Origin of the sequence: Actinocatenispora comari (genome assembly GCF_017312725.1) — a bacterium.
GTDB lineage: Bacteria > Actinomycetota > Actinomycetes > Mycobacteriales > Micromonosporaceae > Actinocatenispora > Actinocatenispora comari.
Genome location: NZ_BOPO01000107.1, coordinates 36,835 through 63,245, shown reverse-complemented (window position 1 = coordinate 63,245; position 26,411 = coordinate 36,835). Strand labels below are relative to the sequence as shown.

At 74.4% G+C, this 26,411-nt stretch carries 24 protein-coding genes; 15 read left to right on the top strand and 9 right to left on the bottom strand.

Annotation, left to right across the window (positions count from 1 at the left end; all coding sequences use genetic code 11):
- Positions 1-84 precede the first annotated feature (84 nt).
- The 6 genes from NUM_RS25505 (at position 85) to NUM_RS25480 (ending at position 6,613) form a co-directional block, all read left to right on the top strand.
- Positions 85-570, top strand: a complete 486-nt coding sequence (locus tag NUM_RS25505) for an Lrp/AsnC family transcriptional regulator (protein ID WP_207127458.1) — start codon at positions 85-87, stop codon at positions 568-570.
- 169 nt (positions 571-739) lie between these two features.
- Positions 740-1,897 (top strand): NAD(P)/FAD-dependent oxidoreductase, encoded by a 1,158-nt coding sequence (locus tag NUM_RS25500; RefSeq protein WP_207127457.1) that lies wholly within the window; start codon positions 740-742, stop codon positions 1,895-1,897.
- A 191-nt stretch (positions 1,898-2,088) separates the two neighbouring features.
- A complete protein-coding gene (locus NUM_RS25495; protein ID WP_207127456.1) occupies positions 2,089-2,991 on the top strand; it encodes an RNA polymerase sigma-70 factor in 903 nt (300 codons plus the stop codon).
- Positions 2,992-3,154: 163 nt separating this feature from the next.
- Positions 3,155-4,837, top strand: coding sequence for a glycerol-3-phosphate dehydrogenase/oxidase (locus tag NUM_RS25490; RefSeq protein WP_207127475.1), 1,683 nt, complete (start codon positions 3,155-3,157; stop codon positions 4,835-4,837).
- A gap of 339 nt (positions 4,838-5,176) precedes the next feature.
- Entirely contained in the window at positions 5,177-6,013 is an 837-nt protein-coding gene (locus NUM_RS25485) for a hypothetical protein (protein ID WP_207127455.1), read from the top strand.
- Positions 6,014-6,079: 66 nt separating this feature from the next.
- On the top strand, positions 6,080-6,613 hold the full coding sequence (locus NUM_RS25480) for a P-loop NTPase family protein (protein ID WP_225918848.1): 534 nt from the start codon (positions 6,080-6,082) through the stop codon (positions 6,611-6,613).
- Positions 6,614-6,783: 170 nt separating this feature from the next.
- On the opposite strand, the gene NUM_RS25475 is transcribed toward NUM_RS25480, so the two are convergent.
- Positions 6,784-7,323, bottom strand: coding sequence for a GNAT family N-acetyltransferase (locus NUM_RS25475; protein ID WP_207127454.1), 540 nt, complete (start codon positions 7,321-7,323; stop codon positions 6,784-6,786).
- A 212-nt stretch (positions 7,324-7,535) separates the two neighbouring features.
- Here NUM_RS25475 and NUM_RS25470 point away from each other — a divergent pair, with 212 nt between their 5' ends.
- Positions 7,536-7,931 (top strand): DUF4031 domain-containing protein, encoded by a 396-nt coding sequence (locus NUM_RS25470; RefSeq protein ID WP_207127453.1) that lies wholly within the window; start codon positions 7,536-7,538, stop codon positions 7,929-7,931.
- A gap of 42 nt (positions 7,932-7,973) precedes the next feature.
- Positions 7,974-8,522 carry a hypothetical protein gene (locus tag NUM_RS25465; RefSeq protein ID WP_207127452.1) on the top strand — a complete coding sequence of 183 codons (549 nt, stop codon included), beginning with the start codon at positions 7,974-7,976 and terminating at the stop codon, positions 8,520-8,522.
- Between the two features lie 167 nt (positions 8,523-8,689).
- Here the strand turns inward: NUM_RS25465 and NUM_RS25460 are convergent, their stop codons facing one another.
- The 3 genes from NUM_RS25460 to NUM_RS25450 all read right to left on the bottom strand — a co-directional run bounded on the left by NUM_RS25460 (position 8,690) and on the right by NUM_RS25450 (position 14,174).
- Complete coding sequence (locus NUM_RS25460; RefSeq protein ID WP_207127451.1) at positions 8,690-9,472, bottom strand: NlpC/P60 family protein; 783 nt, start codon at positions 9,470-9,472, stop codon at positions 8,690-8,692.
- Positions 9,473-9,612: 140 nt separating this feature from the next.
- On the bottom strand, positions 9,613-11,262 hold the full coding sequence (locus NUM_RS25455; RefSeq protein ID WP_207127450.1) for a DNA repair helicase XPB: 1,650 nt from the start codon (positions 11,260-11,262) through the stop codon (positions 9,613-9,615).
- 515 nt (positions 11,263-11,777) lie between these two features.
- The gene (locus NUM_RS25450; RefSeq protein ID WP_207127449.1) at positions 11,778-14,174 is read right to left on the bottom strand and encodes a M28 family peptidase; all 2,397 of its coding nucleotides are present in this window, start codon (positions 14,172-14,174) and stop codon (positions 11,778-11,780) included.
- Between the two features lie 81 nt (positions 14,175-14,255).
- Here NUM_RS25450 and NUM_RS25445 point away from each other — a divergent pair, with 81 nt between their 5' ends.
- On the top strand, positions 14,256-14,600 hold the full coding sequence (locus NUM_RS25445; RefSeq protein WP_207127448.1) for a hypothetical protein: 345 nt from the start codon (positions 14,256-14,258) through the stop codon (positions 14,598-14,600).
- A 69-nt stretch (positions 14,601-14,669) separates the two neighbouring features.
- On the opposite strand, the gene NUM_RS25440 is transcribed toward NUM_RS25445, so the two are convergent.
- Positions 14,670-16,970: a helicase-associated domain-containing protein gene (locus tag NUM_RS25440; protein WP_207127447.1), complete on the bottom strand. Its 2,301-nt coding sequence runs from the start codon at positions 16,968-16,970 to the stop codon at positions 14,670-14,672.
- Positions 16,971-17,076: 106 nt separating this feature from the next.
- Between NUM_RS25440 and NUM_RS25435 the strand changes: the two genes are divergently transcribed.
- The 5 genes from NUM_RS25435 (at position 17,077) to NUM_RS25415 (ending at position 21,489) form a co-directional block, all read left to right on the top strand.
- Positions 17,077-17,259 carry a hypothetical protein gene (locus NUM_RS25435; protein WP_207127446.1) on the top strand — a complete coding sequence of 61 codons (183 nt, stop codon included), beginning with the start codon at positions 17,077-17,079 and terminating at the stop codon, positions 17,257-17,259.
- A gap of 309 nt (positions 17,260-17,568) precedes the next feature.
- Complete coding sequence (locus NUM_RS25430) at positions 17,569-18,369, top strand: glycerophosphodiester phosphodiesterase (RefSeq protein ID WP_207127445.1); 801 nt, start codon at positions 17,569-17,571, stop codon at positions 18,367-18,369.
- Positions 18,370-18,452: 83 nt separating this feature from the next.
- A complete protein-coding gene (larE, locus tag NUM_RS37855) occupies positions 18,453-19,898 on the top strand; it encodes an ATP-dependent sacrificial sulfur transferase LarE (RefSeq protein ID WP_207127444.1) in 1,446 nt (481 codons plus the stop codon).
- A gap of 442 nt (positions 19,899-20,340) precedes the next feature.
- The gene (locus NUM_RS37725; protein WP_207127443.1) at positions 20,341-20,727 is read left to right on the top strand and encodes a cold-shock protein; all 387 of its coding nucleotides are present in this window, start codon (positions 20,341-20,343) and stop codon (positions 20,725-20,727) included.
- 111 nt (positions 20,728-20,838) lie between these two features.
- Positions 20,839-21,489: a GNAT family N-acetyltransferase gene (locus tag NUM_RS25415; RefSeq protein WP_225918847.1), complete on the top strand. Its 651-nt coding sequence runs from the start codon at positions 20,839-20,841 to the stop codon at positions 21,487-21,489.
- 27 nt (positions 21,490-21,516) lie between these two features.
- Here NUM_RS25415 and NUM_RS25410 read toward each other — a convergent pair whose 3' ends face one another.
- The 3 genes from NUM_RS25410 to NUM_RS25400 form a co-directional block, all read right to left on the bottom strand.
- Positions 21,517-22,344, bottom strand: coding sequence for a 1,4-dihydroxy-6-naphthoate synthase (locus NUM_RS25410; protein WP_207127441.1), 828 nt, complete (start codon positions 22,342-22,344; stop codon positions 21,517-21,519).
- Between the two features lie 66 nt (positions 22,345-22,410).
- Complete coding sequence (locus NUM_RS25405) at positions 22,411-23,073, bottom strand: futalosine hydrolase (RefSeq protein ID WP_207127473.1); 663 nt, start codon at positions 23,071-23,073, stop codon at positions 22,411-22,413.
- Positions 23,074-23,226: 153 nt separating this feature from the next.
- Positions 23,227-23,700, bottom strand: coding sequence for an RrF2 family transcriptional regulator (locus NUM_RS25400; RefSeq protein WP_207127440.1), 474 nt, complete (start codon positions 23,698-23,700; stop codon positions 23,227-23,229).
- A gap of 63 nt (positions 23,701-23,763) precedes the next feature.
- Here NUM_RS25400 and NUM_RS25395 point away from each other — a divergent pair, with 63 nt between their 5' ends.
- Positions 23,764-24,513: an SDR family oxidoreductase gene (locus NUM_RS25395; protein WP_207127439.1), complete on the top strand. Its 750-nt coding sequence runs from the start codon at positions 23,764-23,766 to the stop codon at positions 24,511-24,513.
- Between the two features lie 79 nt (positions 24,514-24,592).
- Here NUM_RS25395 and NUM_RS25390 read toward each other — a convergent pair whose 3' ends face one another.
- Entirely contained in the window at positions 24,593-26,212 is a 1,620-nt protein-coding gene (locus NUM_RS25390) for an MFS transporter (protein WP_225918846.1), read from the bottom strand.
- Positions 26,213-26,411 lie beyond the last annotated feature (199 nt).

Sequence of the window (26,411 nt, the reverse complement as noted above, 5' to 3'; positions counted from 1 at the left end):
GCTAGGCGCGAACGCCCCGAGTCGGAACCGACGATCCACGGAAGATCGCTTGCCTCGCCGGGATCACCGCGGTATTCATGCCTGATGTCGACGCATTCCACGGTGCAACCGCCGATCGTGCTGGACGATCCCGACCGGCGCATCCTGGCCGAGCTGCAACGCGACGGCCGGGCCAGCTACGCCGAACTCGGTCGGGCGGTCGCCATGTCGGCCAGCGCGGTGACCGAACGGGTCCGCCGGCTGGAGGCCGCCGGGGTGATCAGCGGCTACACCGCGGTGGTCGATCCGGAACGGCTCGGGCTCACCGTCCGGGCGCTCGTTCGGCTGCGCTACCCGCACGGCAACTACCGCCCGTTCCACGCCCTGCTGGAGCGCACCCCGGAGGTCGTCGAGGCGCACCACGTCACCGGCGAGGACTGCTTCGTGCTGACCGTCTCGGCCACCTCGATGCGGCACCTGGAGCAGGTCACCGGCCGCATCGCCGGTCTCGGCCCGGTCACCACCGCCGTCGTCTACTCCACCCCGCTACCCCGCCGCGCCGTCACCCCACCCGACCCCGCGGACAGGTGACGACGGTCCGGGGTTCGGAGGAGGCCCGGAATGAGGAACGGCTGGTACTGGCGGATGGGGGTGGTGGGTCGGCGGCTTCCGGTTCGATGGTGACCTGGGTCACTGGTCTTCACGGGGTCGTCGTGCCGCCTCGTCTCGTGGGTGTCCGCAACGAGACGAGGAGAACGCAATGACGCACAGGATCGTGGTTCTCGGCGCCGGGTACGCGGGGCTCGCGGCGACGGTGGTGCTCGCGGCGCGGTCGAGGCGCCGCGACGACGTGTCGGTCACGCTGGTCAACGCGACCGACCGGTTCACCGAACGGCTCCGGCTGCACCAGGTCGCGGCCGGCGAGCAACTGGCCGACCTGCGGCTGCCCGAGCTGCTGGTCGGCACCGGCGTGACCCTGGAGTACGGCTGGGTCACCGGGCTGGACCCGGCGGCCCGGACGGTCCGGCTCGACGACGAGCGCGACCTCGGCTACGACACCCTGGTGTACGCGCTGGGCGGGGTCGCCGACACGACCGGCGTGCCGGGCGCCGACGAGCACGCGTACGCGCTGGGCGGGCGGCACGAGGCGGAACTGCTCGCGCACCGCCTGGCCGGCCCCGGCGGCAGCGTGGTGGTCTGCGGCACCGGGCTGACCGGGGTGGAGGCGGCGGCGGAGATCGCCGAGCAGCACCCGGGGACGACGGTGACGCTGCTCGGCCGTACCGAGCCGGGCGCGGCTCTCGGCGCACGAGCCCGGGGGCACCTGCGGGACGCGTTGCGGCGGCTCGGGATCCGGGTGCGTACCGGGGTGGAGATCGTGAAGGTGCTGCCGGACGCGGTCGCGCTCGCCGGCGGGGAGACCGTGCCGGCCGACACGGTGCTGTGGAGCAGCGGCGTACGCGGGGCGCCGCTCGCCGCGGTCGCCGGGCTGGCGGTCGACGGCGCCGGCCGCATCGTCACCGACGCGGCGTTGCGCTCCGTGTCGCACCCGGACGTGTACGCGGTCGGCGACGCGGCGGCGATCCAGCAGGGGTACGGGCTGCTGCACGGCACCTGCCAGAGCGGGATGCCGACCGGGGTGCACGCGGCCCGGTCGATCCTCGCCACGCTGGCCGGCGCGACCCCGCCCCGGTTCCGGTTCGGGTACTACCACACGACGATCAGCCTGGGGCGCGGCGACGCGGTCGTCCAGTTCACCCGGCCGGACGGGTCGCCCCGGCGGTTGAGCCTCACCGGCCGGTCGGCGGTTCGGTACAAAGAGACGGTGAGCGCAGCGCCGTGGTCGACGTACCGCCGGATGACCCGGCTGCCCGGCACCGGGTCGATCTGGCCCCGCGGCGGCCGGTACACCCGATGACCGGCGTTGCACCGCGCGGCGACCGGCCGGCGCCGGACGGGGACCGGCCGGTCGCCGCGTCGGGCGGAGCCGCGACCAGGGGCGACGGTGGGCCCGGATCGGACGGGCGCAGCGATGAACGAGCGTCAGCGAGTGAATCATGGGCATCGCGCGTCGTGCCTCATCGGCGTTCCGACGAAGGAGGAACGCCGATGAGCGGTGATGCCGAGGTGTTCGAGGCGCATCGGCGGCTGCTGTTCTCGGTGGCGTACCGGATCCTCGGCAGCGCCGCCGACGCCGAGGACGCCGTGCAGGACAGCTGGCTGAGGTGGTCGGCCGCGGACCGGTCGGCGGTGGCCGACCCGAAGGCGTACCTGGTGCGCATCGTCACCAACCTCGCGCTCGACCGGCTGCGGTCGGCGCAGCACCGGCGGGAGAGCTACGTCGGGCCGTGGCTGCCGGAGCCGGTGCTGACCAGTACCGACGAGGCGGCCGACCCGGAGTCGGTGTCGCTGGCGCTGCTGGTGGTGCTGGAGACGCTGAGCCCGCTGGAACGCGCGGTGTTCGTGTTGCGCGAGGCGTTCGGCTTCGGCTACGGCGAGATCGCCGACGCGGTACAGCGGTCCGAGGCCACCGTGCGGCAGGCGGCGCTGCGGGCCCGCCGGAACGTACGGGAGCGCCGGCCGCGGTTCCGGCCGGACCGGGCCAGCCGGCAGGCGGTCACCGAGCGGTTCGTGGCCGCGGCGACCGGCGGCGACCTCGGTACGCTGCTGCACCTGCTGGCGCCGGACGTGACGGTGTGGACCGACGGCGGTGGCCGGGTGCCGCAGCTGATCCGCCCGCTGACCGGCGCGGACCGGGTGGCGGCGATGTTCGCCTCCCTCGGCGGCCGCAGCTACCAGGGCATCGCGGTCACCGACATGGTGCTGGACCTGGTGGAGGTGAACGGCGGGCCGGGCATCGTGTTCCGCGGCGGCGGCCGGGTCATCGGCGCGTTCACCCTGGACCTCGACGAGCAGGGCCGGATCGCCGCGATCCACAACGTCGCCAACCCCGACAAGCTGGCCGCTCTCGCCGCCGGCACCGTCTACCGCCTGGACCCGCCGACCGAATGACCCGGCCGGCGGGTCCCGCTGCCTGCGGTGTGAGATCGGACCGGTGCCGGTCCGGGTGGCCGGCCCGGATGGATACGGTGGTGTCGTGCGACGTGATCCCGCGGTTTCCCGGTACCAGGCGAGTCGGCTGTCGGTCGACCGACGCACCGCCGACCTCGCGCGGATGCGCGACGAGACGTTCGACGTGCTGATCATCGGTGGCGGCGTGACCGGCGCGGGCGCCGCGCTGGACGCGGCGAGCCGCGGGCTGTCGGTCGCCCTGGTCGAGGCGCGCGACTACGCCTCGGGCACGTCGAGCCGGTCCAGCAAGCTGATCCACGGCGGCCTGCGCTACCTGGAGCAGCTGGAGTTTCCGCTGGTCCACGAGGCACTGCGGGAGCGCGGGTTGCTGCTGACCCGGCTCGCGCCGCACCTGGTGCGCCCGGTGCCGTTCCTGGTGCCGCTGACCAAGTGGTACGAGCGGCCCTACTACGGCGCCGGCGTCGCGCTGTACGACGCGATGTCCGCCGCCGGTGGGTACGGCCGGGGCCTGCCCTGGCACCGGCACCTGTCCCGGCGCGGCGCGCACCGGCTGTTCCCCGGCCTTGCCGAGGACACCCTGCGCGGCGCCATCCGGTACTTCGACGGCCAGGTCGACGACGCCCGGTACGTGCTGACGCTGGCCCGGTCGGCGGCGAGCTACGGCGCGGCGATCGCCACCTCGACCCGCGTGGTCGGCATCATCCGGGACGCCCGCGAGGTCACCGGCGTGCGGGTACGGGACATGGAGTCGCGCGCGGAGTTCGACGTCCGGGCCCGGACGGTCATCGCGGCGACCGGCGTGTGGTCGGATGACATCTCCGAGATGATCCACGAGTCCGCCGGTCTCCGCGTGCGGGCGAGCAAGGGGATCCACCTGCTGGTGCCACGCAGCGTGATCTCCGGTGACGTCGGGCTGATCCTGCGCACCGAGAAGTCGGTGCTGTTCGTCATCCCGTGGGGCGGCCACTGGATCATCGGCACCACCGACACCGACTGGAGCCTCGACCGGGCCCACCCGGCCGCGTCCTCGGTGGACATCGACTACCTGCTCGAACACGTCAACAAGGTGCTGGAGCGGCCGATCCACCACGCCGACATCGAGGGCGTGTACGCCGGGCTGCGGCCGCTGCTCGCCGGCGAGTCGGAGATGAGCTCCAAGCTGTCCCGGGAGCACGCGGTGGTCGAGCCGATGCTCGGGCTGATGCTGGTCGCCGGCGGCAAGTACACGACGTACCGGGTGATGGCCCGGGACGTGATCGACGTGGCCGCGCGCCGGCTGCCGGGCACGCCGGAGTCGCGCACCGACCAGGTGCCGCTGGCCGGCGCGGACGGGTTCCACGCCGCCTGGGCGCACCGGCCCGCCATCGCCGCCCGGCACGGCGTGACCGTCGGCGTGGTCGAGCACCTGCTGGAGCGGTACGGCGCGCTCGCGCTGGAGATCCTGGCGCTGGTCGACGGCGACCCGGAGCTCGGGCGACCGCTGCCCGGCGCGCCGGAGTACCTGGCCGCGGAGATCCACTACGCGGCGCTGGCCGAGGGCGCGCTGCACCTCGACGACGTGCTGACCCGGCGCACCCGGATCTCCATCGAGACCCCGCACCGCGGTACCGAGACGGCGCCGGCGGCGGCGGCCCTGATGGGCGCGGTACTCGGCTGGGACGACGTGACGCGCGACCGGGAGATCGAGCACTACCTGACCCGGGTGGCCGCCGAGCGCGAGTCGCAGCGCAAGCCGGACGACCGTACCGCCGACGCGGCCCGGCTCGGCGCGCCCGACGTCCGCGGCTACGGCGCCGACCCGGCCGTCACCGCCCCGCTGTTCTGACTCACCGCGCCGGGCCTGGCACGCGGTGGTCCTGGTGTTGTTTGCGCGGATACGCGCTCTTTCGCCCGGCCAGCGCCATGATCAACAGGGCGGGGTCGGGGCCAAGGGGACGGGGATCACGTACCCCGGTGCGGGACGGCGGCGGTGTCGGCTGCGACGATGTATACGGAGCGTGCCAACCGCCCGGCCCGGCACGGTCGGGATCGCCGACCGGAATGCGCCACGTACCGGGACGAAAGGCTCCGATTTCTGTCCAATATTTGGACACTTGTCCGCCTTGATCTATTTGTGATGTTCCCGTGACATCGGGGCGGCAACTGGGTACGTAGCGTGTTGACCATGGCGGCCGCACTACCCAATGCCGCGCACTCGGCCGGCGGCAGACGCCCGGGTACGCCGCTCATCGCACTCGCCGCCGGCGGCGTGTTCGGCGTCGCGCAGACCTTCGTCGCGCAGCGCTGCGGGCTGCTGCGGTTCGACGCCGCCAACGGCGAGTGGTCCGGCATCGAACTCGGCACGCTCGTCTGGCTGTCCGCGGCCAGCGTCGTGCTCGGCGTGCTCACCGCCCGCCGGATCACCCACGCCCGCCGCACGTCGGACGCGTTCGTGCTCGGCGCCGCCGGCTTCGGCAGCCTGCTCGCGGTGCCGCTCGCCACCTCGTCCGCCGCCTGGGCCGCCATCTACGGCGGCGAGGTCGCCACCGGCCGGGTCGTGCTGCACGTACTGCTCGGCGCCGGGCTCGGGTTGCTCGCCGCCGCGGTCGCCCAGCGGTACCGGGCCGGTGCCGTCGGCCTCGCCGCCGGCATCGCGTTGACCTGGGGCTTCGCCCTGCTGGCCGGGCTGCTGCGGCCGGACCGGCCGCCGATCCTGGACCACCCCGACCTCGGCATCGGTGCGGCCGGCAGCGGCCAGCGGGTCGGTGGGCTGGTCGTCGCGCTGCTCTACGGCGCCGCGATCGGCATCATCTGGTCGACCCGCTCGATCCGTACCCGCATCGCCGCCGCCACCGCCGGACCGGCGCTGGCCGCCGCGGCGTACCTGCTGGTGCTGCCGTTCGACGGGGATTTCTGGCCCTGGTCGCCGATCCCGACCGCGCTCGCCGCGATCCCGCTCGCGGCGGTGGGCGCGGCGCTCGCCGGTCGGCTCACCGACCGCTTCCAGCGCCGGCACGACTGACGCGGCCGCGCCGGCACCGGGTCGTAACCTCCTACCCTGAACCGGTTTCCGGGCGGGGGGAGGGGCATGGGCACGTCGCGCCCCGGCGGTACGGTGCCGCGCCGGATCCTGGTGGTCGGGTGTTCCGGGTCGGGCAAGTCGACGCTGGCCCGCCGGCTCGGTGCCCGGTACGAGCTGCCGGTGATCCACCTGGACAGCCACTTCTGGACGCCCGGCTGGGTGGCGCGGGAACGCGAGCCGTGGCGCGCGGTCTGCCGCGAGCTGGCCGCCCGCGACGCCTGGGTGATGGACGGCAACTACGGCAGCTCGCTGGACATCCGGCTACCGCGCGCGGACCTGATCGTGTTCCCCGACCTGGCCCCCGCGCTGTGCGTGGCCCGGGCGCTGCGCCGGCGCTGGCGCTTTCGCGCGACCGGCCGGCCCGATCTCGCCCCGGGCTGCCCGGAGCGGATCGAGTGGCAGTTCCTCCGCTACATCTGGGCCTACCGGCGCCGGCACCGCGGCCGGCTGCTCGCCGCCATCGCCCGGTACGCCCCGGACACCCCGCTGGTACGGCTGCGGTCCCGGCGGCAGGTGCGCGAGTTCGGTCAGTCCGCGTAGCGCAGGTGGCGGGCCGTCCGGCGCAGCGGCGGGACCAGCCGGGCGAGCCGGGCCATGGCGCGGTACCGGTCCGGCAGCCGGGCGATGTCCGGCGCGCCGGTCCACCGGTCGAGCTGGCGGGCGCGGGCGGCGACCGTCGCGGCCCGGCCGGGTCGACCCAGTTCGGGAAGTCAGGGCAGTGGCTTGACGAGCTCCACGAACGTCAGGTCGTCGCGCTTCGGCGTGCCGAACCGCTCGTCGCCGTACGGGAAGGGCTGCGTCTCGCCGGTCGTGGCGTAGCCGCGCCGCTGGTAGAAGGCGATCAGGTCGGTGCGGGCGGACAGCACCGTCATCCGCATCCGGGTGCAGCCCCGCTCGGCCACCCGGCGCTCCGCCTCGGCCAGTACGGCCTTGCCGATGCCGCCACCCTGCCGGGCCGGCCGCACCGCGAACAGCCCGAAGTACCCGCTGTCGTCGTGCCACTCCAGCTGGCAGCAGGCGATCGGCCGGTCCGGGTCGTCCGGGTCGGGGTAGTAGAGCACGCCGCCGGCCGGGTGCTCGATCATCGAGCGCACCATCTCGTCGGTGGCCCGCAGCCCGTCCAGCAGGTGCGCCTCGGTCGTCCAGCCGCCCGCCGACTCCGGCCCGGCCCGGTACGCGGCGTGGACCAGCGACAACAGTGCCGGTACGTCGTCCGTTTCGGCCCACCGCGCGGCAGGGGTCTGTGCCATCCGATCCTCCCGGTCGTCTCGGAGCGGCCGTCGGGAGCCGCCGGTCGAGCGAGCCGATCCGGCGTCCCCGCAGCCGCTGCGGGTGCACCGTACCCGGCGTCCGACGTACGGTCGGCTGGGGCGCCACGCAGTCCCACGATCCACCCGGAACGGGGCGACGCCGCCCCGGGCCCCGACAGCCATCCGACGCGCCCTGCAGTGAGGACCGCACAGTGACCGTCTACACCGATCTGCCCCGCTGGCCGGGCCGCGGCCGGCTCTGGTCGCACCTGGTCAGCGACGCCTCGGCGGCCGAACTGCACGCGTTCGCCGAGGCCTGCGGGGTGCCGCGGCGGGCGTTCGAGCGCGACCACTACGACCTGACCGTGGAGGCGCACCGGCTCGCCGTGACGCTCGGCGCCCGGGTGGTGCCGTCCCGCGAGCTGGTCCGGCTGCTGACCGCGGCCGGCCTGCGCCGCCCGAAGCGCCGCGGCCCGCCCCGGGTCGATACCGCGCCGGCGCCGCTCGGTGGCCTCCGGGCGCCGTCGGGTCCACCGCTCGCCGGCTCGCCGGCGCCGTTCGGGCCGCTGCTCGCCGGGGTGGCCGGTCCACCATCCGAGAAATCCTGAATCGTAGGGAACCACCCGCGCCGTCCGCCGCGTCCAACGGTCATGAACGCACGGGCAGCGGCACTGGGAGTGGTCGCGGTCGCCGCGCTCGCCGTGGCCGGCTGCGGGCCGACGGTCACCGGGAAGGTGGCGGACCGCGGGGAGCCGAGCGCGAGCGGTACCCCGTCGGCGAGCGCGACGCCGACGCGGTCCGGCTCGCCCACCGCGTCGCCATCGCCGCGCGAGGGGAGGTCGACGAGCCCGACGACGCCGGCCGGGTCGGTCCGCCTGCAGGTCACCGGCGGGTTCGTGGGCAAGAACGACGTGCTGACCGTCGACGGCGACGGGGCCTGGACCTACCAGGGTCGTTCCGGTACCAAGCACGGCACGCTGACCGCGGCCCAGCACGACCGGCTGACCGCGCTGGTCACCGACCCGAAGCTGGCCAACGAGGCGCGGCTGCGGATGCCGAAGAACATGTGCGCCGACGGCGTCTCGTACCGGCTGACTGTGGGGTCACTCACGCTGACCCGGGTGAACTGCGGTGGCTCGGCCCAGACACCAACCTTCAACGCGATCGTTGAGCTGCTGGGAAAGGCGACACCGATTTGAGGTACCGACACGGGAGATGTCCGATCGGTACCGGACAGACGTGACACCGGAGGTTTCCGGCTCTGAGGGGCGCCGGAAGCCAGCTGCGTCGCCCCGGCCCTGGCGCTGGGGCAAGGGCCGGGGCGACGCGGCACCAACCCGCCGGCTGTGCCGGCGGGCCGGGCGGATCAGTGGTTGGCCTGGAACCAGGGCTCGGTCCAGCCCAGGTACGGCTTGCCCCAGGTGTTCTTGATCTCGGAGATGGTGGTCTCGGTCAGGGTGCCGTTGCCGTGGATGTCGTTGGAGACGAACTTGCCGTCGCCGATGGAGATCATCACGTGCCCGGCGCCGCCGGAGAAGAACGCCAGCCCGCCCGGCGGCACGTTCGTGTCACCGGTGTGCTTGTACTGCGACGGCACCGCGAGCCAGTGGTCGTAGGCGGTGTACGAGCCGCTCGCGCTGAACCCGTAGGCCAGGCCGACGACGTGGTCGCACCGGTTGTAGTAGTCGGCCACGTACGAGGTGGTCTCGTGCGAGACCGCCCAGGAGACCGCCTGCGCGCAGGTACGCGGGTCGCCCAGGCCGGAGGTCGAGCAGGTGGTGGGGGTACCGGAGCACAGCGGCGCGACGAGGCCGTCCGAGCCGGTGTAGACGTACGTGTCGGTGAGGTAGCCGCCCTTGGCCGCCACGTGGTCCCAGACGTTGCTGGTGCCGTACTTGCCGGTGACGGTGTCGCCGTAGGTCTGGCAGTCGATCGAGATCGTCTCGCCGTTGGCGACCGAGCCGACGGCCGAGTCCGAGGTGTGCGGGCCGGACCGGACGGTCACGCTGACGCCGCTGTCGGTGTGCACGGTGCCGCTGGCCGCGGCCGACGCCGGCCCGGCGAACGAGACGAGGGCGAGCATGGCGCCGCCGGCGATGGCGACGGCCACCCGGGCCCATCTCCGGGTGATGACGGGAACTACGGACATCTCCGCTCCTCTCGTAGAAGAGAGCTATGTCGGAGATTGTCGTCGTCGTCCGCTCGCTACGCTAGAGAAACTTTCCGCCTTTTGGGTACTCGGCTGAAAAATCTTGCCAACAGTCGCGGGCGCAGCCAACGTTCCGCGGGTCAGGTCGCCGAGCCGAGCACGTCGTCGGCGTCCAGGATCGTGTACGCGTAGCCCTGCTCGGCGAGGAACCGCTGCCGGTGCGCCGCGTACTCGGCGTCCAGGGTGTCCCGGGTGACCACGGTGTAGAAGTGCGCCTGCCGGCCGTCGGCCTTCGGCCGTAGCACCCGGCCGAGCCGCTGCGCCTCCTCCTGCCGGGAGCCGAACGTGCCGGACACCTGGATCGCCACCGCCGCCTCCGGCAGGTCGATGGAGAAGTTCGCCACCTTGGAGACCGCCAGCACCCGCAGCTCACCGGACCGGAACGCGTCGAACAGCCGCTCCCGCTCCCGGGTCGTCGTCTTCCCCTCGATCACCGGCACCTCGAGGTCGGCGGCCAGCTCGTCGAGCTGGTCCAGGTACGCCCCGATCACCAGCACCTGCTCGCCCGGGTGCCGGGCCACCAGCGCCTCCACCACCGGCACCTTGGTGTGCACGGTCGCGGCGAACCGGTAGCGCTCGTCCGGCTCGGCCGTCGCGTACGCCATCCGCTCCGCGTCGGTGGGCGTCACCCGCACCTCGACGCACTCGGCCGGCGCGATCCAGCCCTGCGCCTCGATGTCCTTCCACGGCGCGTCGTACCGCTTCGGGCCGATCAGCGAGAACACGTCGGCCTCCCGGCCGTCCTCGCGGACCAGCGTCGCGGTCAGCCCGAGCCGCCGGCGCGCCTGCAGGTCGGCGGTGAACCGGAAGATCGGCGCCGGCAGCAGGTGCACCTCGTCGTAGATGATCAGGCCCCAGTCACGGGCGCCGAACAGGTCGAGGTGGGTGAACGCGCCCTTCCGACGCGCCGTCAGCACCTGGTACGTCGCGATCGTGACCGGTCGGATCTCCTTGCGCTCGCCGGAGTACTCCCCGATCTCGTCCTCGGTCAGCGTGGTCCGGGCGACCAGCTCGCGCTTCCACTGCCGGCCGGCGACCGTGTTCGTCACCAGGATCAACGTGGTCGCCTGGGCGTGCGCCATCGCGGCGACGCCGACCATCGTCTTGCCGGCGCCGCACGGCAGCACCACCACGCCGGAACCGCCGGCCCAGAACGAGTCGGCGGCCTGCACCTGGTACGCGCGCAGCTGCCAGTCGGTGTTGTCCAGCCCGATCTGGTGCTTCTCCCCGTCGACGTAGCCGGCCAGGTCCTCGGCCGGCCAGCCCAGCTTCAGCAGCGCCTGCTTGAGCCGGCCGCGCTCGGACGGATGCACCACCATGGTGTCGTCGGCGACGGTCGCGCCCAGCATGCCGGCCAGCTTCTTCGACTTCGACACCTCGACCAGCACCGCGCGGTCGAGCCCGCGCAGCACCAGGCCGTGCGCCGGGTCGTTCAGCAGCTGGAGCCGCCCGTACCGGTCCATCGTCTCGGCGATGTCGACCAGCAGCGCGTGCGGCACCGGGTAGCGGGAGAACTTGATCAGCGCGTCGATGACGCCCTCGGCGTCGTGCCCGGCGGCCCGCGCGTTCCACAGCCCGAGCGGGGTGATCCGGTACGTGTGGATGTGCTCGGGCGACCGCTCCAGCTCGGCGAACGGGGCGATCGCCATCCGGCACGCGGTCGCGTCCGGGTGCTCGACCTCCAGCAGCAGGGTCTTGTCGGACTGCACGATCAGCGGACCTTCGGGCACGGCACGGCCTCCAGCGAAAACGACGCGGACCCTCTAGTGTGCCTCGCTCCGATGCTGGAGTGCCGGGGCGTGCCTCGCCCGGTGGCGGACGGTCAGGTCCTGGTCACCCGGTGCCGGATGAGATCGGCGGCGTCGCGCGGTGGGCTCGATCGGCCCGGACCGCGGCAGCGCCGCCGGTTGGAATCCAGCCATTGGGAGGAAGGAACGGTCGAACCCGACCGGCGGCCACCGACCCCAGGCCGACCTTGTGGCCAGGCCGACCAGGATCATGCAGCCGGCTCGCCGGTGCCACCGCAATCCTCGCGCCCCTGCGGTGGCACCGGCCCTGCGCCCCTGGATCCCCATCAGGGACGCCGCCGTCACCGTGTCGGATCACTACCCCCAGCGATCCGGCCGGTCGTCGTGCCGGCTGGCTGACAACTGCCACTCTGCCGCCGCTACCTGCGGTGAAGCTGGCCCGAGCCTTGGAGCTTCCTGAAAACGGCAAGAGGAGGGTTAGAGCAGGTCGGAGGCCTTCAGCGGGGAGGTGTCGACACCGGTACGGTGCGTGCCACGACCGCCTCGTCCGCGTCGTGTGCGGGCGCCGGGCTCACGCCGGCCGGTCGCGGCAGGTACCCGGGCAGGCCGGTCAGGCCGTCGCTCTCGTCCAGGATCCGGGCCCGGACCGAGCCCTTCAGCGTCAGCTGCACGGTGATGCCGTTGCTCGGCGCGGCATAGAACGTCACCGCGAGGGCCCATCGCCCGCCGGCCAGCACGCGTACCGGCTTGCCCTGCACCCGGGCCGAGCGCACCGCGGCGCCGTGCGGCAGGTACAGGCCGAGGATCGGAGCGCCGCGCGCCGAACGCAACCGCAACCGCACCGTGGCGTACCCGTCGGCGTCGGGTCGGCCGGCCGCCAGCGCGGTGAGCGTGGGCGCGGGCACGTCCGCCGGCTGCGCCTGCCCGGTGCGCATCGTGCCGTCGGTACGGCCGCCCAGCACCGGGAAGCGGTCGCCGACCTGCTCGGTGCCGGTACCGACGAAGTGGCTCAGCCAGCGCTGCGCGGCACCGCGGCCCGGTGTGCCCGGCTGGGAGCTGGCCCAGATCGCCCGGCCGGTGTCGGCGTCCAGCGCGTACGTCAGGTGCGCCGGCTCCGGGTCGCTCCCGCCGAAGCCGGACCGTGCCACCCCGAGCACCCCCGCCACCAGCGTCAACACCAGCAACCCGGCCGGCAGCAGCACCGGCCGCCGCCATCCCCGCCGGGCCGCCGGGTCGGCGTCCGTTTCCCGGCTGGCGCGGCCGATCGTGTCCGCGACCGGGCCAGCGGTACGGCCGGGCAGCGTCGCCGTGAGCAGCGGGACCAGCGCGAACCCGGCGAGCACCACGAGCAGCGCGCCGGCCGCGCCGGTGGCCAGCCCCAGCGCCGGGAACAGCAGCGCCACCGTCGGCGCCAGGATCAGTACCGCCGGGACCGCGCCGAGCGGGAACGCCACCGGCGCGGCGGCCGGCCAGCGCAGCGCGACCAGCACGCCGGCGGCGGCGAACAGTGCGGGCAGCGCCGCCAGGTAGGACCCGCCCGGTACGAACGCGGCCAGCAGCAGGCCGAGCAGCGCCAGCCAGCACAGCCCGGCCAGCGCCAGCGCGACGCCGCCGATCCGCCGGCGCAGCAGCACGTACCACGACGCCAGCACGGTGACCGCCAGCAGCACGACGGCGAGCCGGAGCAGGCCCGGATGGTACGGATCGCCGGTCAGCATGCCCGCGTAGCCGGGCCGGATCCGGGCCAGCAACGCCCAGCCGAGCTGGGCCAGCACCGCCGACACCGCGATCGGCAGTACGGCCAGCCCGAACCCGCCGGCCAGCCGGGGCAGCGTGACCAGCCGCCGGCGCCGGGCCAGCGCGACCGCCGCGGCCACCGCCAGCGCGGCCAGCGCGGCGAGCGGCCACACCAGCGCGCCCGGGTAGCGCACCAGCAACCCGAGCACCGGGAAGTACGTGTCGTCGCCGGACGCGGTCTGCCGGCGCAGATCGACCGAGCCGAACGCGCGGGTCAGCGCCAGCGCGTTCGCGCCGTGCTGCTGCAGGCTGCCCCGGTCCATCGCGGCCGGCGTGTCCTGCGGTGTGTGGTACACCGCGGAATCGTCGATGTAGGCGGAGTTGAGGCCGACGAAACCGGCCTCGCGGAACAGGGTGAAGTCGGTGTCGTTCGGCAGCCGCCGGTAGATCTCCACCGCGAACGAGGTGCCCACCGGGTACGGCGCGTGCGACCCGAACCGCCGCACCAGCGCGGCGTTGTTCCGCGAGGTCTCGAACATCACCACCGGCCCGCCGCCGCCGCGCGCCTCCAGGTTCAGCACCACCGAGTCGCGCGCCTCGTCCCGGTGCGCGGCGACGTACGCGGCGGCGCCGCACAGGCAGGCCTCCTCGCCGTCGGTGAACACGAGGACCACGTCGTTGTCCGGCCGGGCGCCGTGCATCAGCGCGCGCGCCGTCTCCAGCAGCGCGGCGGTACCGGCACCGTCGTCCGAGCCGCCCGGCCCGACCCGCACCGAATCGGTGTGCGCCACCAGGATCACCTGGCCGGTGGGATGCCGGCCGGGGATGCGCGCCACCACGTTGGACACCTCGGCGAGCTGGCTGCCGTCACCCAGCGACGTACTGACCCCGACGGCCTGCTGCACCGTCGCGCCGATCCCGTCGGCGCGCAGCTGATCCAGGATGTACCGCCGGTTGGTGTCCTGCGCCGCCGAGCCGACCTGGTGCACGTGCGCACCGAGCACCCGCACGTGCCGGTCCGCCCTGGCGGCGCTGAACTGGTCGGCCGGTGCGTTCGCCGGCGCCGGTGCCGGCGTCGCCAGCTGCGCCACGGTACCGACGGTCAGTAGCAGAATCGCGGCCCAGCCGGGCAGCCAACGCAGCACTTTCGCCTCCATCGAGGGACCCAGGGTGGACATCCACGCCCCGGTCGGACCCCACCCGGCCCGCGTGCCGCCAGCGCGGACGATACTGCCAACGTGTCGGTTCCGGGAGAGGGCGAGGCGGTACCGGCGGCCTACGCGCAGGCCACGCCGGCGGCCACGGCTACCCAGCGCGACGAAACCGACGACCTGGTCTGGGCCGCGCCCCGCTGGGTCGTACCGCTCGGCGCGGTGTTCGTCGCCGTCCTGATCGTGCTCTGCTTCCTGGTCTTCTGGCGCGGCATGGGCACCTCGGTGCGGCAGTCCGCGGTCGAGGCGTTCGGCGTGGCGTTCGGTCTGCTGGTGGTGCTCTCCGTGATCGGCGCCTTCTGCCTGGCCGCCCGCCAGCCCCGCCCCGAACCCCGGCGCCAACCGCGTCGATCGGACGTCCTGCCGCGTTGATCATGGCGCGGTGGCGGCGGGTACCGACAGCCGCTCGCCACCAGCGCACGATCGACCGCCGGGTCGCGGTCAGACCTCGGCCGGGGTGGCGGAGACGATCCGGTGCAGCGAGAACGTGTGCAGCGTTTCGGTGCGGTCGTCGGCGGCGCGCAGGTAGCCCGCGCCGATCGACACCGGCCGTACCAGCCGGGACACGTTGCCGCCGTGCGCATCCACGTACCCGACCCAGATCCGCTGCCGGGTGGCGATCGCCTCGCGCAGCACGGTGATCGCGTCGGCGGTGGACCGCACGTCCGGGTTCGGCGCCCGGTTCGCCGCCCGGGCCGCCCGCTCGCCCCGGCGCAGCGCGGCGATCACCTGGTCGAGCTGGTCGCTGCGCAGCTGGGCGGGCAGCTCCCGCGGCGGCACCCGGGGCCGGGTGCGGGCCAGCGCCCGCGGCTGGTCCGGCCGCTGCGCCAGCACCACGCCGCCGGCGTCCTCGGCGACCGGCGCGTAGCCGGCGTCGCGCAGCATGTCCAGCAGCCGGTGCACCTGGAACGGGCTGATCAGCACCGTCGGCGCGACCTGCCGCAAGGCCAGCAGCCCGAGCCGTCGGTCGGCGACCAGCTGGGCCAGCAGCGCGGTGTCCTCACTGCGCAGGTACGCCGAGCAGGCGCCGACGCGCAGCCCGCCGTGCCGCCGGGCAACGTCGTCCACCAGGTAGGTCAGCGCCTGCGGCACCGGGGTACTCGACCGGCGGGCGAACAGCGTGTGCAGGTCGGCGGCGGTCAGCCCGGCGTCCAGCGCCCGCCGCACGCTCGCCGTGGTCACCCGGTACACGGCGGCCTGGCCGGCGGACTCGACGTCGGCGACCAGCTCCAGCTCGGCGGCGAGCGCCGGCTCCGGCGGCCCCGGTACGACCACGGTCAGGTCGGCCTGCAGCAGCACCGTGTCCACCGGCGCCGGCAGCAGCTCCGCCAGCGGTACCGCCGGGTCCGGCCCGGCCGGCGACGGCTCGATGCCGAGCGGGTCGGGCTCACCGTCCGGCGCCTCGACGAGCAGTTCCCGGCCGTACCCGGTGAGCGCGCCGCGGCCGGTCACGCCGAGCGTGGCCGCCTCGGCGAGCGCCCAGCGGGTCGCGTCGGCGGCCCGACCGGCACGCCGCGGTGAGCGCCAGGACAGCAGCGCCACCACGTCGTCGACCGCCGGTGCCGCCCCGGTCGGCAGCTCGGTCAGCACGCCCAGCGCGGCCCGCCGCAGCGACGGTGCGGACAGCCGGGCGGCCCCACCGGACAGCGGGGTGATCGCCTTGTCCTTGTCGTCCCGGGTACCGATCAGGCCCGGTTGCCGCGGCAGCTCCAGCCAGGCGTACGCGAGCCGCACCCAGCGCTGCGCCGGCGGCAGCGACCGCCAGTCGTCGTAGCCGGCGGTCGGCAGCCAGGCCGGTACCTCGCCGTCCGCCTCGGTGATCAGCGCCGCGGCGGCGGCCACCTCCAGCAGCAGCGCGCAGTCGCCCTCGCCGCAGGCCAGCGTCTCGGCCAGCCGGCGCAGGTCGCGCACCCCCAGCCCGCCGGACTTGAGTACCGGCGCCGGCCGGTCGGCGAGCGCGTCGCACAGCGCCGCGGTCAGCCGCAACACCTCCATCACCTGCCCGGCGCCGGCCGAGTCGACCGAACCGGCGGACCGTACCGGCGCGTCCGGCACCGGCGGGTCGGGATGCAGCTCGCCCAGCGGGCCGACCTCCCGCCGCAGCACCAGCCCCAGCTCCCGGGGGAGCTGCACGGTGTCGATCCGGTCCGGCGCGAGCAACCGGTGATCCAGCAGCCAGCGCACCGGGCCGTCGCTGTCCGGCTCCCGCACGGTGCCGACCGGCGGACCGGCGGCGAGCCGGTCCAGTACCGCCCGGGCGGCCGGCGGCGCGGCCAGCAGCTCCCGGCGCAGCGCGCCCGGATCGGCGGCGAGCGCGGCGACCTGCGGGTCGAGCTCGGCCGCCGGCCGGCCCAGCCCGGCCGGATAGGGCGGGCACAGCTCGTCCACGCTGTGCACGACGTGCAGCTCGGTGTCCGGCCCGTACACGATCGCGAGCTCGCGCAGGGACGCCAGCGCGGCCCGGACCCGGCCCTCCGGTACCGATGTGGCCAATGCCACGACGTCACCGACGGTGGTCGCGCCGGTCGGTTCGGCGGCCAGCCGGACCGCGTCCAGGATCTCCAGGGTGAACCGGTCCAGCCTCTCCAGGGCGCGCGCCAGCGACAACCGCGACTGGGCACGCGAGGACAGAGCCGACAGGTCGGCAGGTACCGGCACGGCCAGATCGGGGCGTGCGGCCAGCAGCGCGGCGAGCTGCGGATCGGACAGCTCGCGCAGCGCATCGACGAGACGTGTGGGCATCGTCTGCCAACGTTAGAGCCTCGACCGCGGCACGGTCCCTCCGGCGGGCGCACCGGCCCGGCGGTGTGTCAGACTTGCCGAAGTTGCCTGGCGCCAAGGAGGAGATATGTCGGCGCACACGGGTCCGGAAGCGGTCGAGGGCCGCCCGGTCAAGCCGGGTCACCTGCCGATCAGCGAGATGTTCTCGGACCGGGCCGGCGCGGGATCGCCGTTCGGCGAGGAGCTGACCTTCCCGCTGCCGACCGACCAGATCGTCTATCACCTGCCCGCCGAGCACGACGCGCACTGAGTTCAGCGCAGCGCAGCAATGCGTGCCGTCGTGCCGGGCATCAGCTCGCCAACGTCCACCCGGTCGCGCACCGTCGCGCCCGGTGACCGGGCCTTCCCTCCCCGTCCGACCCGCTCCGCCGGGTTCGTGGCGGGGATTGCCGTGCCCGGGTTCCAGGGTTCTCCCGGCGTCGACCGACGCGTCGAGTCGCCGTCACTGTCCGTACACCCCACTGTCTGAGGCTTCGGCACAGAAAAGGCCCTGTCCCCGGCGCTGAGTTCGGCAGTCGACGGCGCTCACGCAGGACGCCATGTGTCGCGAGGAGTGACCATGCCAACCGATACCGCGGTGCCTCCTGCCCTCCGGGTCGTCAACTACGCGCACCGGGGCGCCTCCGGGCTCGCACCGGAGAACACCCTCGCGGCGTTCGCCGCGGCCGCGACGCACCACGCCGCCGCCGTCGAGCTGGACGTACGGCGCACCCTGGACGGCCACCTGGTCGTCATGCACGACCCGACCCCGGCCCGTACCACCGACGTGGCCCGGGTGTTCCCGGACCGCGCGGACGCACCGGTACACGCGTTCACGCTGGCCGAACTGCGGCAGCTGGACGCCGGCAGCTGGTTCGACGCGCGGTTCGCCGGCGAGCGGGTGCCCACCCTGGACGAGGCGATGGACGTGCTGGCCGGACACCGTCTGCGGCTGCTGCTGGAGGCGAAGACGCCCAGCATCTACCCCGGCATGGCCGGTCAGATCGCGCACATCCTGCGCGACCAGCGGGCCCAGTGGCTCGCCGCGCCGGGCCAGGTCATCGTGGAGAGCTTCGAGGAGGAGTTCATCCGCGAGCTGCGCGCGGTGCTGCCGCGGGTGCCGGTCGGTTTCCTGGGTGCGCCGAGCCCGGAACAGCTGGTCGGGTTCGCCACCTTCTGCGACCAGATCAACCCGCACGCGGTGGGGCTGACCGCCGAGTACATCGAGCGGGTGCACCAGTTCGGCATGGCGGTCAACGTCTGGACGGTGGACGAACCGGACGACATGCTCGCCGCCGTGGCGGCCGGCGTCGACGGGATCATCTCCAACCGCCCGGACCGGTTCACCGCGACGTTCGGCGCCAACCCGCAGCTGAACTGAGCAGTTCCGGGCCGCTGACCGGGCTTGGGCGGGGTGGCATCGGCAACAGCGGTGACGGCCGGCACGTGCGTAGTCTCGGTGGTATGACCGCCGCCGAACTTCCCCCTCTGGTCGTCGGGTTCGACCTGGACATGACGCTGCTGGACACCCGACCGGTGATCGGCGCCGTCTACCACCTGCTGGCCGCGGAGACCGGTACCCACATCGACGTGGACGCCGTCGTCGGGCGGCTCGGCCCGCCGCTGGCCGACGAACTCGCCAACTGGTTCCCGGCCGAGCAGGTGCCGGCGATGGTCGACCGGTACCGGGAGATCTACCACGAACACATCGGCGCGCAGCAGGTGCTGCCCGGCGTCCCCGACGCGCTCGCCGCGGTCCGGGCCCAGCACGGCAGCGCCGTGGTGATCACCGCCAAACACCCGGACGGCGCCCGCCGGCACCTGGACGCGGCCGGGTTCGAGGTGGCCGAGCTGGTCGGCTCGGCCTGGGCGGACGGCAAGCGGGCCGCGCTCGCCGAACGGTCCGCCGCGGTCTACGTCGGCGACCACACCGCCGACATGGCCGCCGGTCGCGCCGCCGGGGTGTACTCGGTCGGCGTCACCACCGGTGGCTGCACCGCCGAGGAGCTCACCGCGGCCGGCGCCGACGTCGTACTGCCCGACCTGACCGGCTTCCCGGCCGTGCTGGACGAGTTCCTGCGGGAGCGCCGGCTCGCCGCGCTGCGGGCCCGGCTGGCCGAGCTGGGCCGGCTGGTCGTCGCGTTCTCCGGCGGCGCCGACTCGGCGTTCCTGCTGGCCGAGGCGGTGCGGGTGCTCGGCACCGAGAACGTCGTCGCGGCCACCGCGATCTCGCCGAGCCTGCCCGCCGCCGAGCTCGCCGCGGCCCGCGAGTTCGCCGCCGGGCTCGGCGTGACGCACCTGACCCCCGGTACCCACGAGATGCGCCGGGAGGGCTACCGCGCCAACGCGGGCGACCGGTGCTACTTCTGCAAGGCCGAACTGCTCGACACCGTCGGCCCGCTCGCCGCCGAGCTGGGCATCGACCACGTGGCCACCGGTACCAACGCCGACGACGTGGTGGCCGGGTTCCGGCCGGGCATCCGGGCCGCGTTCGAGCGGGGCGCGGTCACGCCGCTGCGCGACGCCGGCCTGACCAAGTCGCAGATCCGGTACGCCTCGCGCGAGCTCGGGCTGTCCACCTGGGACAAGCCCGCCGCGGCCTGCCTGTCCAGCCGGATCGCGTACGGGATTCAGATCAGCCCGGCGAAGCTGCGCCGGGTGGAGCGCGCCGAGACCACGCTGCGCGCGGCGCTGGTCGGTGCCGGCATCCCGGTCCAGAACCTGCGGGTGCGTGACCTCGGGGACGACGGCGCCCGGGTCGAGGTGGACGCCGATCTGGTCGCCGCGGTCAGCGCCCGGCCCGACCTGCTGGCCGACCTGACCGACTTCGACACCGTCACCGTCGACCCGCGCGGCTTCCGCTCCGGGGCCATGAACGAGCTTCTCCCCAACCCCGAGGTGTTTCGGTAGCAGTCGCGGGGCGCGTTTCGGTAGCAGTCGCGGGGCGGGCCCAGTTGTCCGCTGGCGGCGTTGTCGTCGGGCCCGAGTGCGTTCGCACACGGACCCTCCTCCGCCTTGCCAGCGAACAACTGGACCTCGCCCCGCTGCTGTCCCCACGGGGCTGGGGTTTACTGCTTCACCGGGATTCTCCAGGTGCGGCGGTGCGGCGGTGCGGCGGTGCGGCGGTGCGGCGGTGCGGCGGTGCGGCTCGGGCGATCGGTGGTGGGCGGGGCGAAAAGCTCGGTCGCCGGAGGCGGGCCGGGGCGGATAATCTTGGTACGGGCGGCGCGGTACGGCCGCCCGCTCGTGTGTCGCCCCCTGGTGCGGCGGTGCGCGAGATCACGCGCGGCAGCCGCCGCGGGGACAGCCACGCGCGGCCGGGGTGCCGGGCGGACGAGATACGAGGTGCGCGGTGCCCACCGGGCGAGTCAAGTGGTACGACGCGGAGAAGGGCTTCGGCTTCCTGACCCAGGACGAGGGCGGTGACGTGTTCGTCCACAAGGCCGCGCTGCCGGCCGGCGCGACCACGCTGAAGCCGGGGCAGAAGGTCGAGTTCGGCGTCGTCGAGGGCCGCAAGGGCAACCAGGCCCTGTCGCTTCGGCTGCTGGACGCCCCACCGTCGCTGTCCGAGCTGCGTCGCCGCCCGCCGGAGGAGCTGCACGGCCTGATCGAGGACATGATCAAGGTGCTGGAGGCGAAGGTCCAGCCGGGCCTGCGGCACGGCCGCTACCCCGACCGCAAGTCCGCCGCCAAGATCGCCGAACTCGTGCACGCCGTCGCCCGCGAACTGGAGGGTTGAGGTCGCTGCGCCGCTCGCGTCCCCACCCGTCACCGGAGTCCGACGAGGTCCTGGCGGGAAAGGCGACCGGCGGTCGGAATGCGCTGGCGTGACCGTGGCGGGGTCGGCAGGATGGCCGGCGTGCTGACGGATGTGTGGCCGCTGTTCGGTCTCGTCGTGCGTACCGGTCGGATCGAGCTGCGGCTGCCCCGGGACGAGGAGCTCGCGGCGCTGGCCGAGCTGGCCGGTCGCGGCGTGCACCGGCCGGGCGAGCAGCCGTTCCTGACCCCGTGGACGGCCGGCGGCCCGACCGACCGGGCCCGCCGGGTGCTGCAGGGTTTCTGGTCCGGCCTGGCCGAGTGGCGGCCGACGTCGTGGAGCCTCGACCTCGCCGTCTTCCGGGACGGCGAACCGCTCGGCTCGGTCTCGCTGAACGGCACCGACTTCCGGGTCGTCCGCGAGGTGACCACGTCGTCCTGGCTCGGCCTGGCCCACCACCGCCAGGGGTACGGGACGGAGGCCAGGATCGGCCTGCTCGCCCTGGCGTTCGACCACCTCGGCGCGAGCGCCGCCCGTACCGAGGTGTTTCCGGACAACGCGGCGTCGCAGGGCGTCTCCCGCAAGCTCGGGTACCAGCCGGACGGCATCAGCGTGGACGCGCGCGGCGACGAGGCGCTCGTCTCGCACCGCCTCCGCCTGCCCCGAGCCGCGTGGCTCGGCGGTACGCACCCGCCGGTGACCGTCGAGGGCCTCGCCCCCTGCCTCCCGCTTTTCGGACTCTGACGGCGTAGCGCGGCGGGCACCGGCCGGTCAGCGGAGGGGGCGGGGGAGGGGCGGGACGATCTCGGCGGCGACGGCACGGGAGAGCAGCCCGTCGATGGCGGCGTAGCCCTCGTCGCCGAGGTCGGCGGTGAACTGGTTGACGTACAGGTCGATGTGCTGCTGCGCCACCGACGGGTCCATCTCCTGCGCGTGCGCGAGCACGAAGTCGCGGCTCGCCTCGGGACGCTCCCAGGCGTACCGGACCGAGGCGCGGATCCACTCGGTCGCCGCGGCGGCGTCGACGGTGTCCCGGCGGGCCAGGATCGCACCGAGCGGGATCGGCAGCCCGGTCGTCCGCTCCCACCACTCGCCCAGGTCGGCGAGCTTGGTCAGGCCGTGGTCCTGGTAGGTGAACCGGGCCTCGTGGATCACCAGGCCGGCGTCCCACCTGCCGGCGGCCACGCCCGGCATGATCGTGTCGAACGGCACCACCTCGACCCGGGCCGGCGCGAAGTCCGCCGCCCACAGCCGGAACAGCAGGTACGCGGTGGACCGGTCGCTCGGCACCGCGACGGTGGCGCCGCGCAGCGCGGTCGGGTCGGCGCCGGCGCCCGCGGTCAGCACCAGCGGGCCGCAGCCGCGGCCGAGCGCGCCGCCGCACGGCAGCAGCCGGTAGGAGTCCAGCAGCCACGGCAGCGCCGCGTAGCTCACCTTGACCAGGTCGTACGCGCCGCGCTCGGCGGCGTTGTTCGTCACGTCGATGTCCGCGTACGTGACGTCGAACGTCGGTGCGCCCGGCACCAGCCCGTGCACCAGCGCGTGGAACACGAACGTGTCGTTCGGGCACGGCGAGAACGCCAGCGAATAGCTGCTCATGAACGCCCCTCCTTCGTCGGAGCCCTCAGGAGGCGCCGAGCCGCGCGATGCCCACGATGCGCTGGCTCATGCGACCCCCTGGATGGAGAAAGTCCTGGTGAGGGCGGCCAGGGCGAGGTCGAACCGCCAGCTCGCGGTGTCGCGCGGGCCGACCAGGTTGGAGATCGCCCGCACCTCCGCGAACGGCAGGCCCTGCTGCGCCGCGGCCGTCGCGACCCCGAATCCTTCCATGGCCTCGGCGACCGCCCCCGGGTACCGGGTGGTCAGTGCGGCGCAGGTCTCCGCGGTGCCGGTGGCGGTACTGACGGAGAGGATCTCGCCGCTGATCGCCCCGGCCTGCGGGGGGAACAGCGTCGGGTCGGCGGCGAACCGGCTGACGCCGAAGCCGAGCTCGTCGACCGGGATGAAGCCGCCCGGTGACTCGGCGCCGAGATCGGCGGCGACGCTCGCGGTCGCCACCACGATGTCGCCGATCCGCGCCCGGCCGGGGTAGGCGCCGGCGATCCCGGCGCAGATCACCGCCTGGTACGGGGCGCTGTCGGCGATGGCCACGGCGATCTCCCGGGAGGTACCGGCGGCGGCCTGGGTGGGCCCGACGCCCACCTCGACGACGGTGACCTCGGCGGCGTTCGGCGCGAGCGGGTCCGGCAGTACGGTGGCGCCGCCGAGGCCGGCCAGCACCGCGTCGCGTTCGGCGGCCACCGCGGTGGCGATCAGCAGGCGAGGCAGCATCCGCCCATTCAAACACCGCCGCAGCACCGCCCCCGCAGCCGCCACGACCCGGCGGGCAGCCGGCCCCGCGCGGTCCGCGCGTCGCGGCGCGCACCGCGCAGTGCTCGCCACGGCCTGTCCGGCCTCGGCGACGGTCCCGGTCCGGGTGGATCAGCGGGGGCGGGAGAGCAGCCGGCGGGTGCGCTCCGGGATCTCGGCCGGGAGCGTACCGACGATGTCGGCGAGGCTGACGGCGGCCAGGCTGGCCCGCCAGGCGTCGTGCGCGGCGCGCATGGTGGCGGCCAGCGCGCAGGGTTCGGTGCACTCCTCGGCGGGTGCCGCCCCGCGGCCCTGCTGCCGCAGCTCGCGGCACTGGTACGGGTCGGTGCCGCCGTCGACCGCCTCGACCACGTCGAGCACGGTGATGCGCTCCGCCGGCCGGGCGAGCCGGAACCCGCCGCGCGGTCCGGTCGACGCGGCCAGCACGCCGGCGCGGACCAGGTGCGCCAGCTGCTTGGCCAGGTAGGGCGCGGGCACGCCGAAGTGTTCGGCGAGCTGGCCGGTGCTCGCGGTGTCCGCGGGGGGCAGTTGGGCCAGCGCGGCGGCGCAGTGCAGCACCCATTCGCAGCTTTCCGGCAGCTTCACCCGGCCAGCATAGCCGTGCTCTACTATTATGGATCTACGATATCCATGATTGGGAGTGGGCAGATGCGGATCGCCGTTGCCGGAGCCTCCGGCCACATCGGCACCCTGGTGCAGGATGCGCTGACCCGGGCCGGCCACCAGGTCGTCCCGATGAGCCGCACGCACGGCGTCGACGTACGCACCGGGGACGGGCTGGACGCCGCCCTCGCCGGTGCCGACGCGGTGCTCGACGTGACGAGCAACGAGTCCACCGAGGAGGCCGAGACAGTCGGGTTCTTCACCACCGCGAGCACCACCCTGCTCGCCGCCGAGCAGCGGGCGGGGGTCGGCCACCACGTCGTGCTGTCCATCGCCGGGGTGCACGACGTGCCCGGCAACGCGCACTACGCGGGCAAGCGCGCGCAGGAGGACGTCGTCGCGGCCGGCCCGGTCCCGTACAGCATCGTGCCGGCGACCCAGTTCCACGACTTCGCGGCGATGGTCGCGGGCTGGCTCGCGGTGGACGGGGTGGCGCCGATCGCGCCGCTGCTGCTGCAGCCGGTCGACCCGGCCGACGTCTCCGCGGTCCTGGCCCGGGTCGCCACCGGCGCGCCGGTCGGGCGGTACCGCAACCTCGCCGGGCCGACGACCGAGGACATGGTCGACATGGCGCGGCGCACGTTCGCGGCCCGCGGTGAGTCGATCCGGCTGGTACCGACCTGGCAGAACGGGATCTTCGACGCCTCCATGGCCGGCGAGGTGCTGCTGCCCGGCCCGGACGCCGAGATCGCGCCGACCTCCTTCGACGACTGGCTCGCCACCCAGCAGCGCTGAACCGGCCGCGAGCAGCCCGCCGCGCGGCGACCGCGGTGCGCTGCGGCACGCCGGGCACGTCACGTGCCCGGCGTGGTGGTCAGCTTTCCGGCGGGGTGTCGCGGTGCGGGCGGTAGAGGTGGTAGCCGGGTGGGACGAGCGGCTCGGTGTCCGACTCGTCGGCGGCCGAGGTGGTCGCGCCCGGCATCCGCCGGGTCGCCCCGGCCGCCGAACCCTGATCGGTGTCACCGCGCCGCGCGCCACCCCGCTCGGCCCCGGCCCGCTCGGTACCCGGACGCGGCCCGGCGCGGTCGGCCCGCGGCGACGGCTCGACCCGTTCGGTCGGGATCTCGTCTTCCGGAGTCCGGTGCGGGACCCCGCGCAGCCGCTCGGCCCGCAGCGACCGGGCCCACCAGCCGACCCGCACCGCGGCGGCCAGCACGCCGGCGGCGAGGATCGCGACCCCGGTGGTACCACCGAGCGGGATCAGACCGATCGCGCCACCGAACACGAACGCCAGCATCAGCAGCGTCTCCGAGTGCGAGAACGCCGAGGCCCGCAGCTTCTCGCCGATGCGCTCCTGGATGATCGCGTCCACCGACAGCTTCGCCACCCCCGAGCAGAACGCGGTGAGCAGGCACAAGGCCGCCGCCGTCCAGGCGGTGTACCAGAGCGTGGCGGCGACGCCGGCCAGGCCGGTCAGCGCCAGCCCGACCGCCTGCAACAGCAGCGGACGGCGGATGGTCAGCCGGGTGCACACCGCGGTGGCGAGGAACGAGCCGACGCCCAGACCGCCGACGACCACGGCGAGCAGCGCGGTCTGCGGCAGCCGGTACCCGGCGACGCGCAGCGCGAAGTCGCCCTCCCGGATCCGGAACGCGAAGAACAGGGTGAGGAAGCCGTACCCGGCGCGCAGGGTGGCGCTGCCGGCGAGCGCGGCCCACACCAGCCGGCCGGTCAGCACCTTGACCCCGACCGAGCGGAACACCTGGAAGATGCGCGGCGGCGTCTCCGGCGGCTCGGAGTCGGCCTTCGGTGGCAGCCGCAGCGCCACCACCATGCCGAACACGAACACCACCGTTGCCAGCCGCAGCGGCCACTGCGGCCCGAACCAGGCCAACGCCACCCCGATCGCGCCGATGACCCCGCCGGCGACCGTACCGAACAGGGACGCGCGGGCGCCGGCCTCGACCAGGCCGAGCCGGCGGGGCAGCAGCCGGGGCACCGCCGCCGACCGGGCCACCCCGTACGAGCGGGACAGCACCAGCACGCCGAACGCGGCCGGGTAGAGCGCGATCGTGTTCATCTGGTCGGAGATCACCCAGGCCAGGAACGCCCGGCCGAGGAACGTCACCGCGAGCGCGTACCGCCGGCCGTGCCGGAACCGGTCGAGCAGCGGGCCGACCACCGGTGCCAGCACCGCGAACGGCGCCATCGTGACGAGCAGGTACAGCGCGACCTTGGTGCGGGCGTCGCTGGTGGCACCGGCGAAGAAGATCGTGCCGGCCAGGCCGATCGCGACCAGCGCGTCGCCCGCGCAGGAGGCGGCGTGCAGGTCGAGCAGCCGGATCATCCCGGTGTCGCCGGCGCCGCCGCGGTCGCGCGCGGACCGCACCCGGCCCGCCGTCTTGCGGGTCAGCCACTCGACCCCGCCGACGACTCCGGTCACACCGCGCACGATCAACCGCAGTACGACGGCAACCGGACGCAGCCAGGACATGCCCCCCATCCTGACGCACGGAGGGCAGCCGGGCCATCTCTGCGGTCGAACGGGACCGGGCCGGGCCAGCTCTGCGGCCGAACGGGAGCGGCCGACCGGCTGCCGGGCCCGGCCTGGGCCGGCGGCCGGCCCGCGAGGGCACGGGAAGGCGTGCCGGCGTCGTGCGGTGGCGGGTCGGCCATCGCCCGAGTGCGAGAGG

Excerpts from the sequence above, each read along its gene's own strand:
- NUM_RS25450 (WP_207127449.1), bottom strand. The coding sequence starts at position 14,174 with ATGGAGGCGAAAGTGCTGCGTTGGCTGCCCGGCTGGGCCGCGATTCTG.
- NUM_RS25480 (WP_225918848.1), top strand. The coding sequence starts at position 6,080 with ATGGGCACGTCGCGCCCCGGCGGTACGGTGCCGCGCCGGATCCTGGTG.
- NUM_RS25435 (WP_207127446.1), top strand. The coding sequence starts at position 17,077 with ATGTCGGCGCACACGGGTCCGGAAGCGGTCGAGGGCCGCCCGGTCAAG.
- larE (WP_207127444.1), top strand. The coding sequence starts at position 18,453 with ATGACCGCCGCCGAACTTCCCCCTCTGGTCGTCGGGTTCGACCTGGAC.
- NUM_RS25440 (WP_207127447.1), bottom strand. The coding sequence starts at position 16,970 with ATGCCCACACGTCTCGTCGATGCGCTGCGCGAGCTGTCCGATCCGCAG.
- NUM_RS25490 (WP_207127475.1), top strand. The coding sequence starts at position 3,155 with ATGCGCGACGAGACGTTCGACGTGCTGATCATCGGTGGCGGCGTGACC.
- NUM_RS25395 (WP_207127439.1), top strand. The coding sequence starts at position 23,764 with ATGCGGATCGCCGTTGCCGGAGCCTCCGGCCACATCGGCACCCTGGTG.
- NUM_RS25505 (WP_207127458.1), top strand. The coding sequence starts at position 85 with ATGTCGACGCATTCCACGGTGCAACCGCCGATCGTGCTGGACGATCCC.
- NUM_RS25465 (WP_207127452.1), top strand. The coding sequence starts at position 7,974 with ATGAACGCACGGGCAGCGGCACTGGGAGTGGTCGCGGTCGCCGCGCTC.
- NUM_RS25415 (WP_225918847.1), top strand. The coding sequence starts at position 20,839 with ATGGCCGGCGTGCTGACGGATGTGTGGCCGCTGTTCGGTCTCGTCGTG.
- NUM_RS25390 (WP_225918846.1), bottom strand. The coding sequence starts at position 26,212 with ATGTCCTGGCTGCGTCCGGTTGCCGTCGTACTGCGGTTGATCGTGCGC.
- NUM_RS25475 (WP_207127454.1), bottom strand. The coding sequence starts at position 7,323 with ATGGCACAGACCCCTGCCGCGCGGTGGGCCGAAACGGACGACGTACCG.
- NUM_RS25430 (WP_207127445.1), top strand. The coding sequence starts at position 17,569 with ATGCCAACCGATACCGCGGTGCCTCCTGCCCTCCGGGTCGTCAACTAC.
- NUM_RS25495 (WP_207127456.1), top strand. The coding sequence starts at position 2,089 with ATGAGCGGTGATGCCGAGGTGTTCGAGGCGCATCGGCGGCTGCTGTTC.
- NUM_RS25410 (WP_207127441.1), bottom strand. The coding sequence starts at position 22,344 with ATGAGCAGCTATTCGCTGGCGTTCTCGCCGTGCCCGAACGACACGTTC.
- NUM_RS25500 (WP_207127457.1), top strand. The coding sequence starts at position 740 with ATGACGCACAGGATCGTGGTTCTCGGCGCCGGGTACGCGGGGCTCGCG.
- NUM_RS25485 (WP_207127455.1), top strand. The coding sequence starts at position 5,177 with ATGGCGGCCGCACTACCCAATGCCGCGCACTCGGCCGGCGGCAGACGC.
- NUM_RS25460 (WP_207127451.1), bottom strand. The coding sequence starts at position 9,472 with ATGTCCGTAGTTCCCGTCATCACCCGGAGATGGGCCCGGGTGGCCGTC.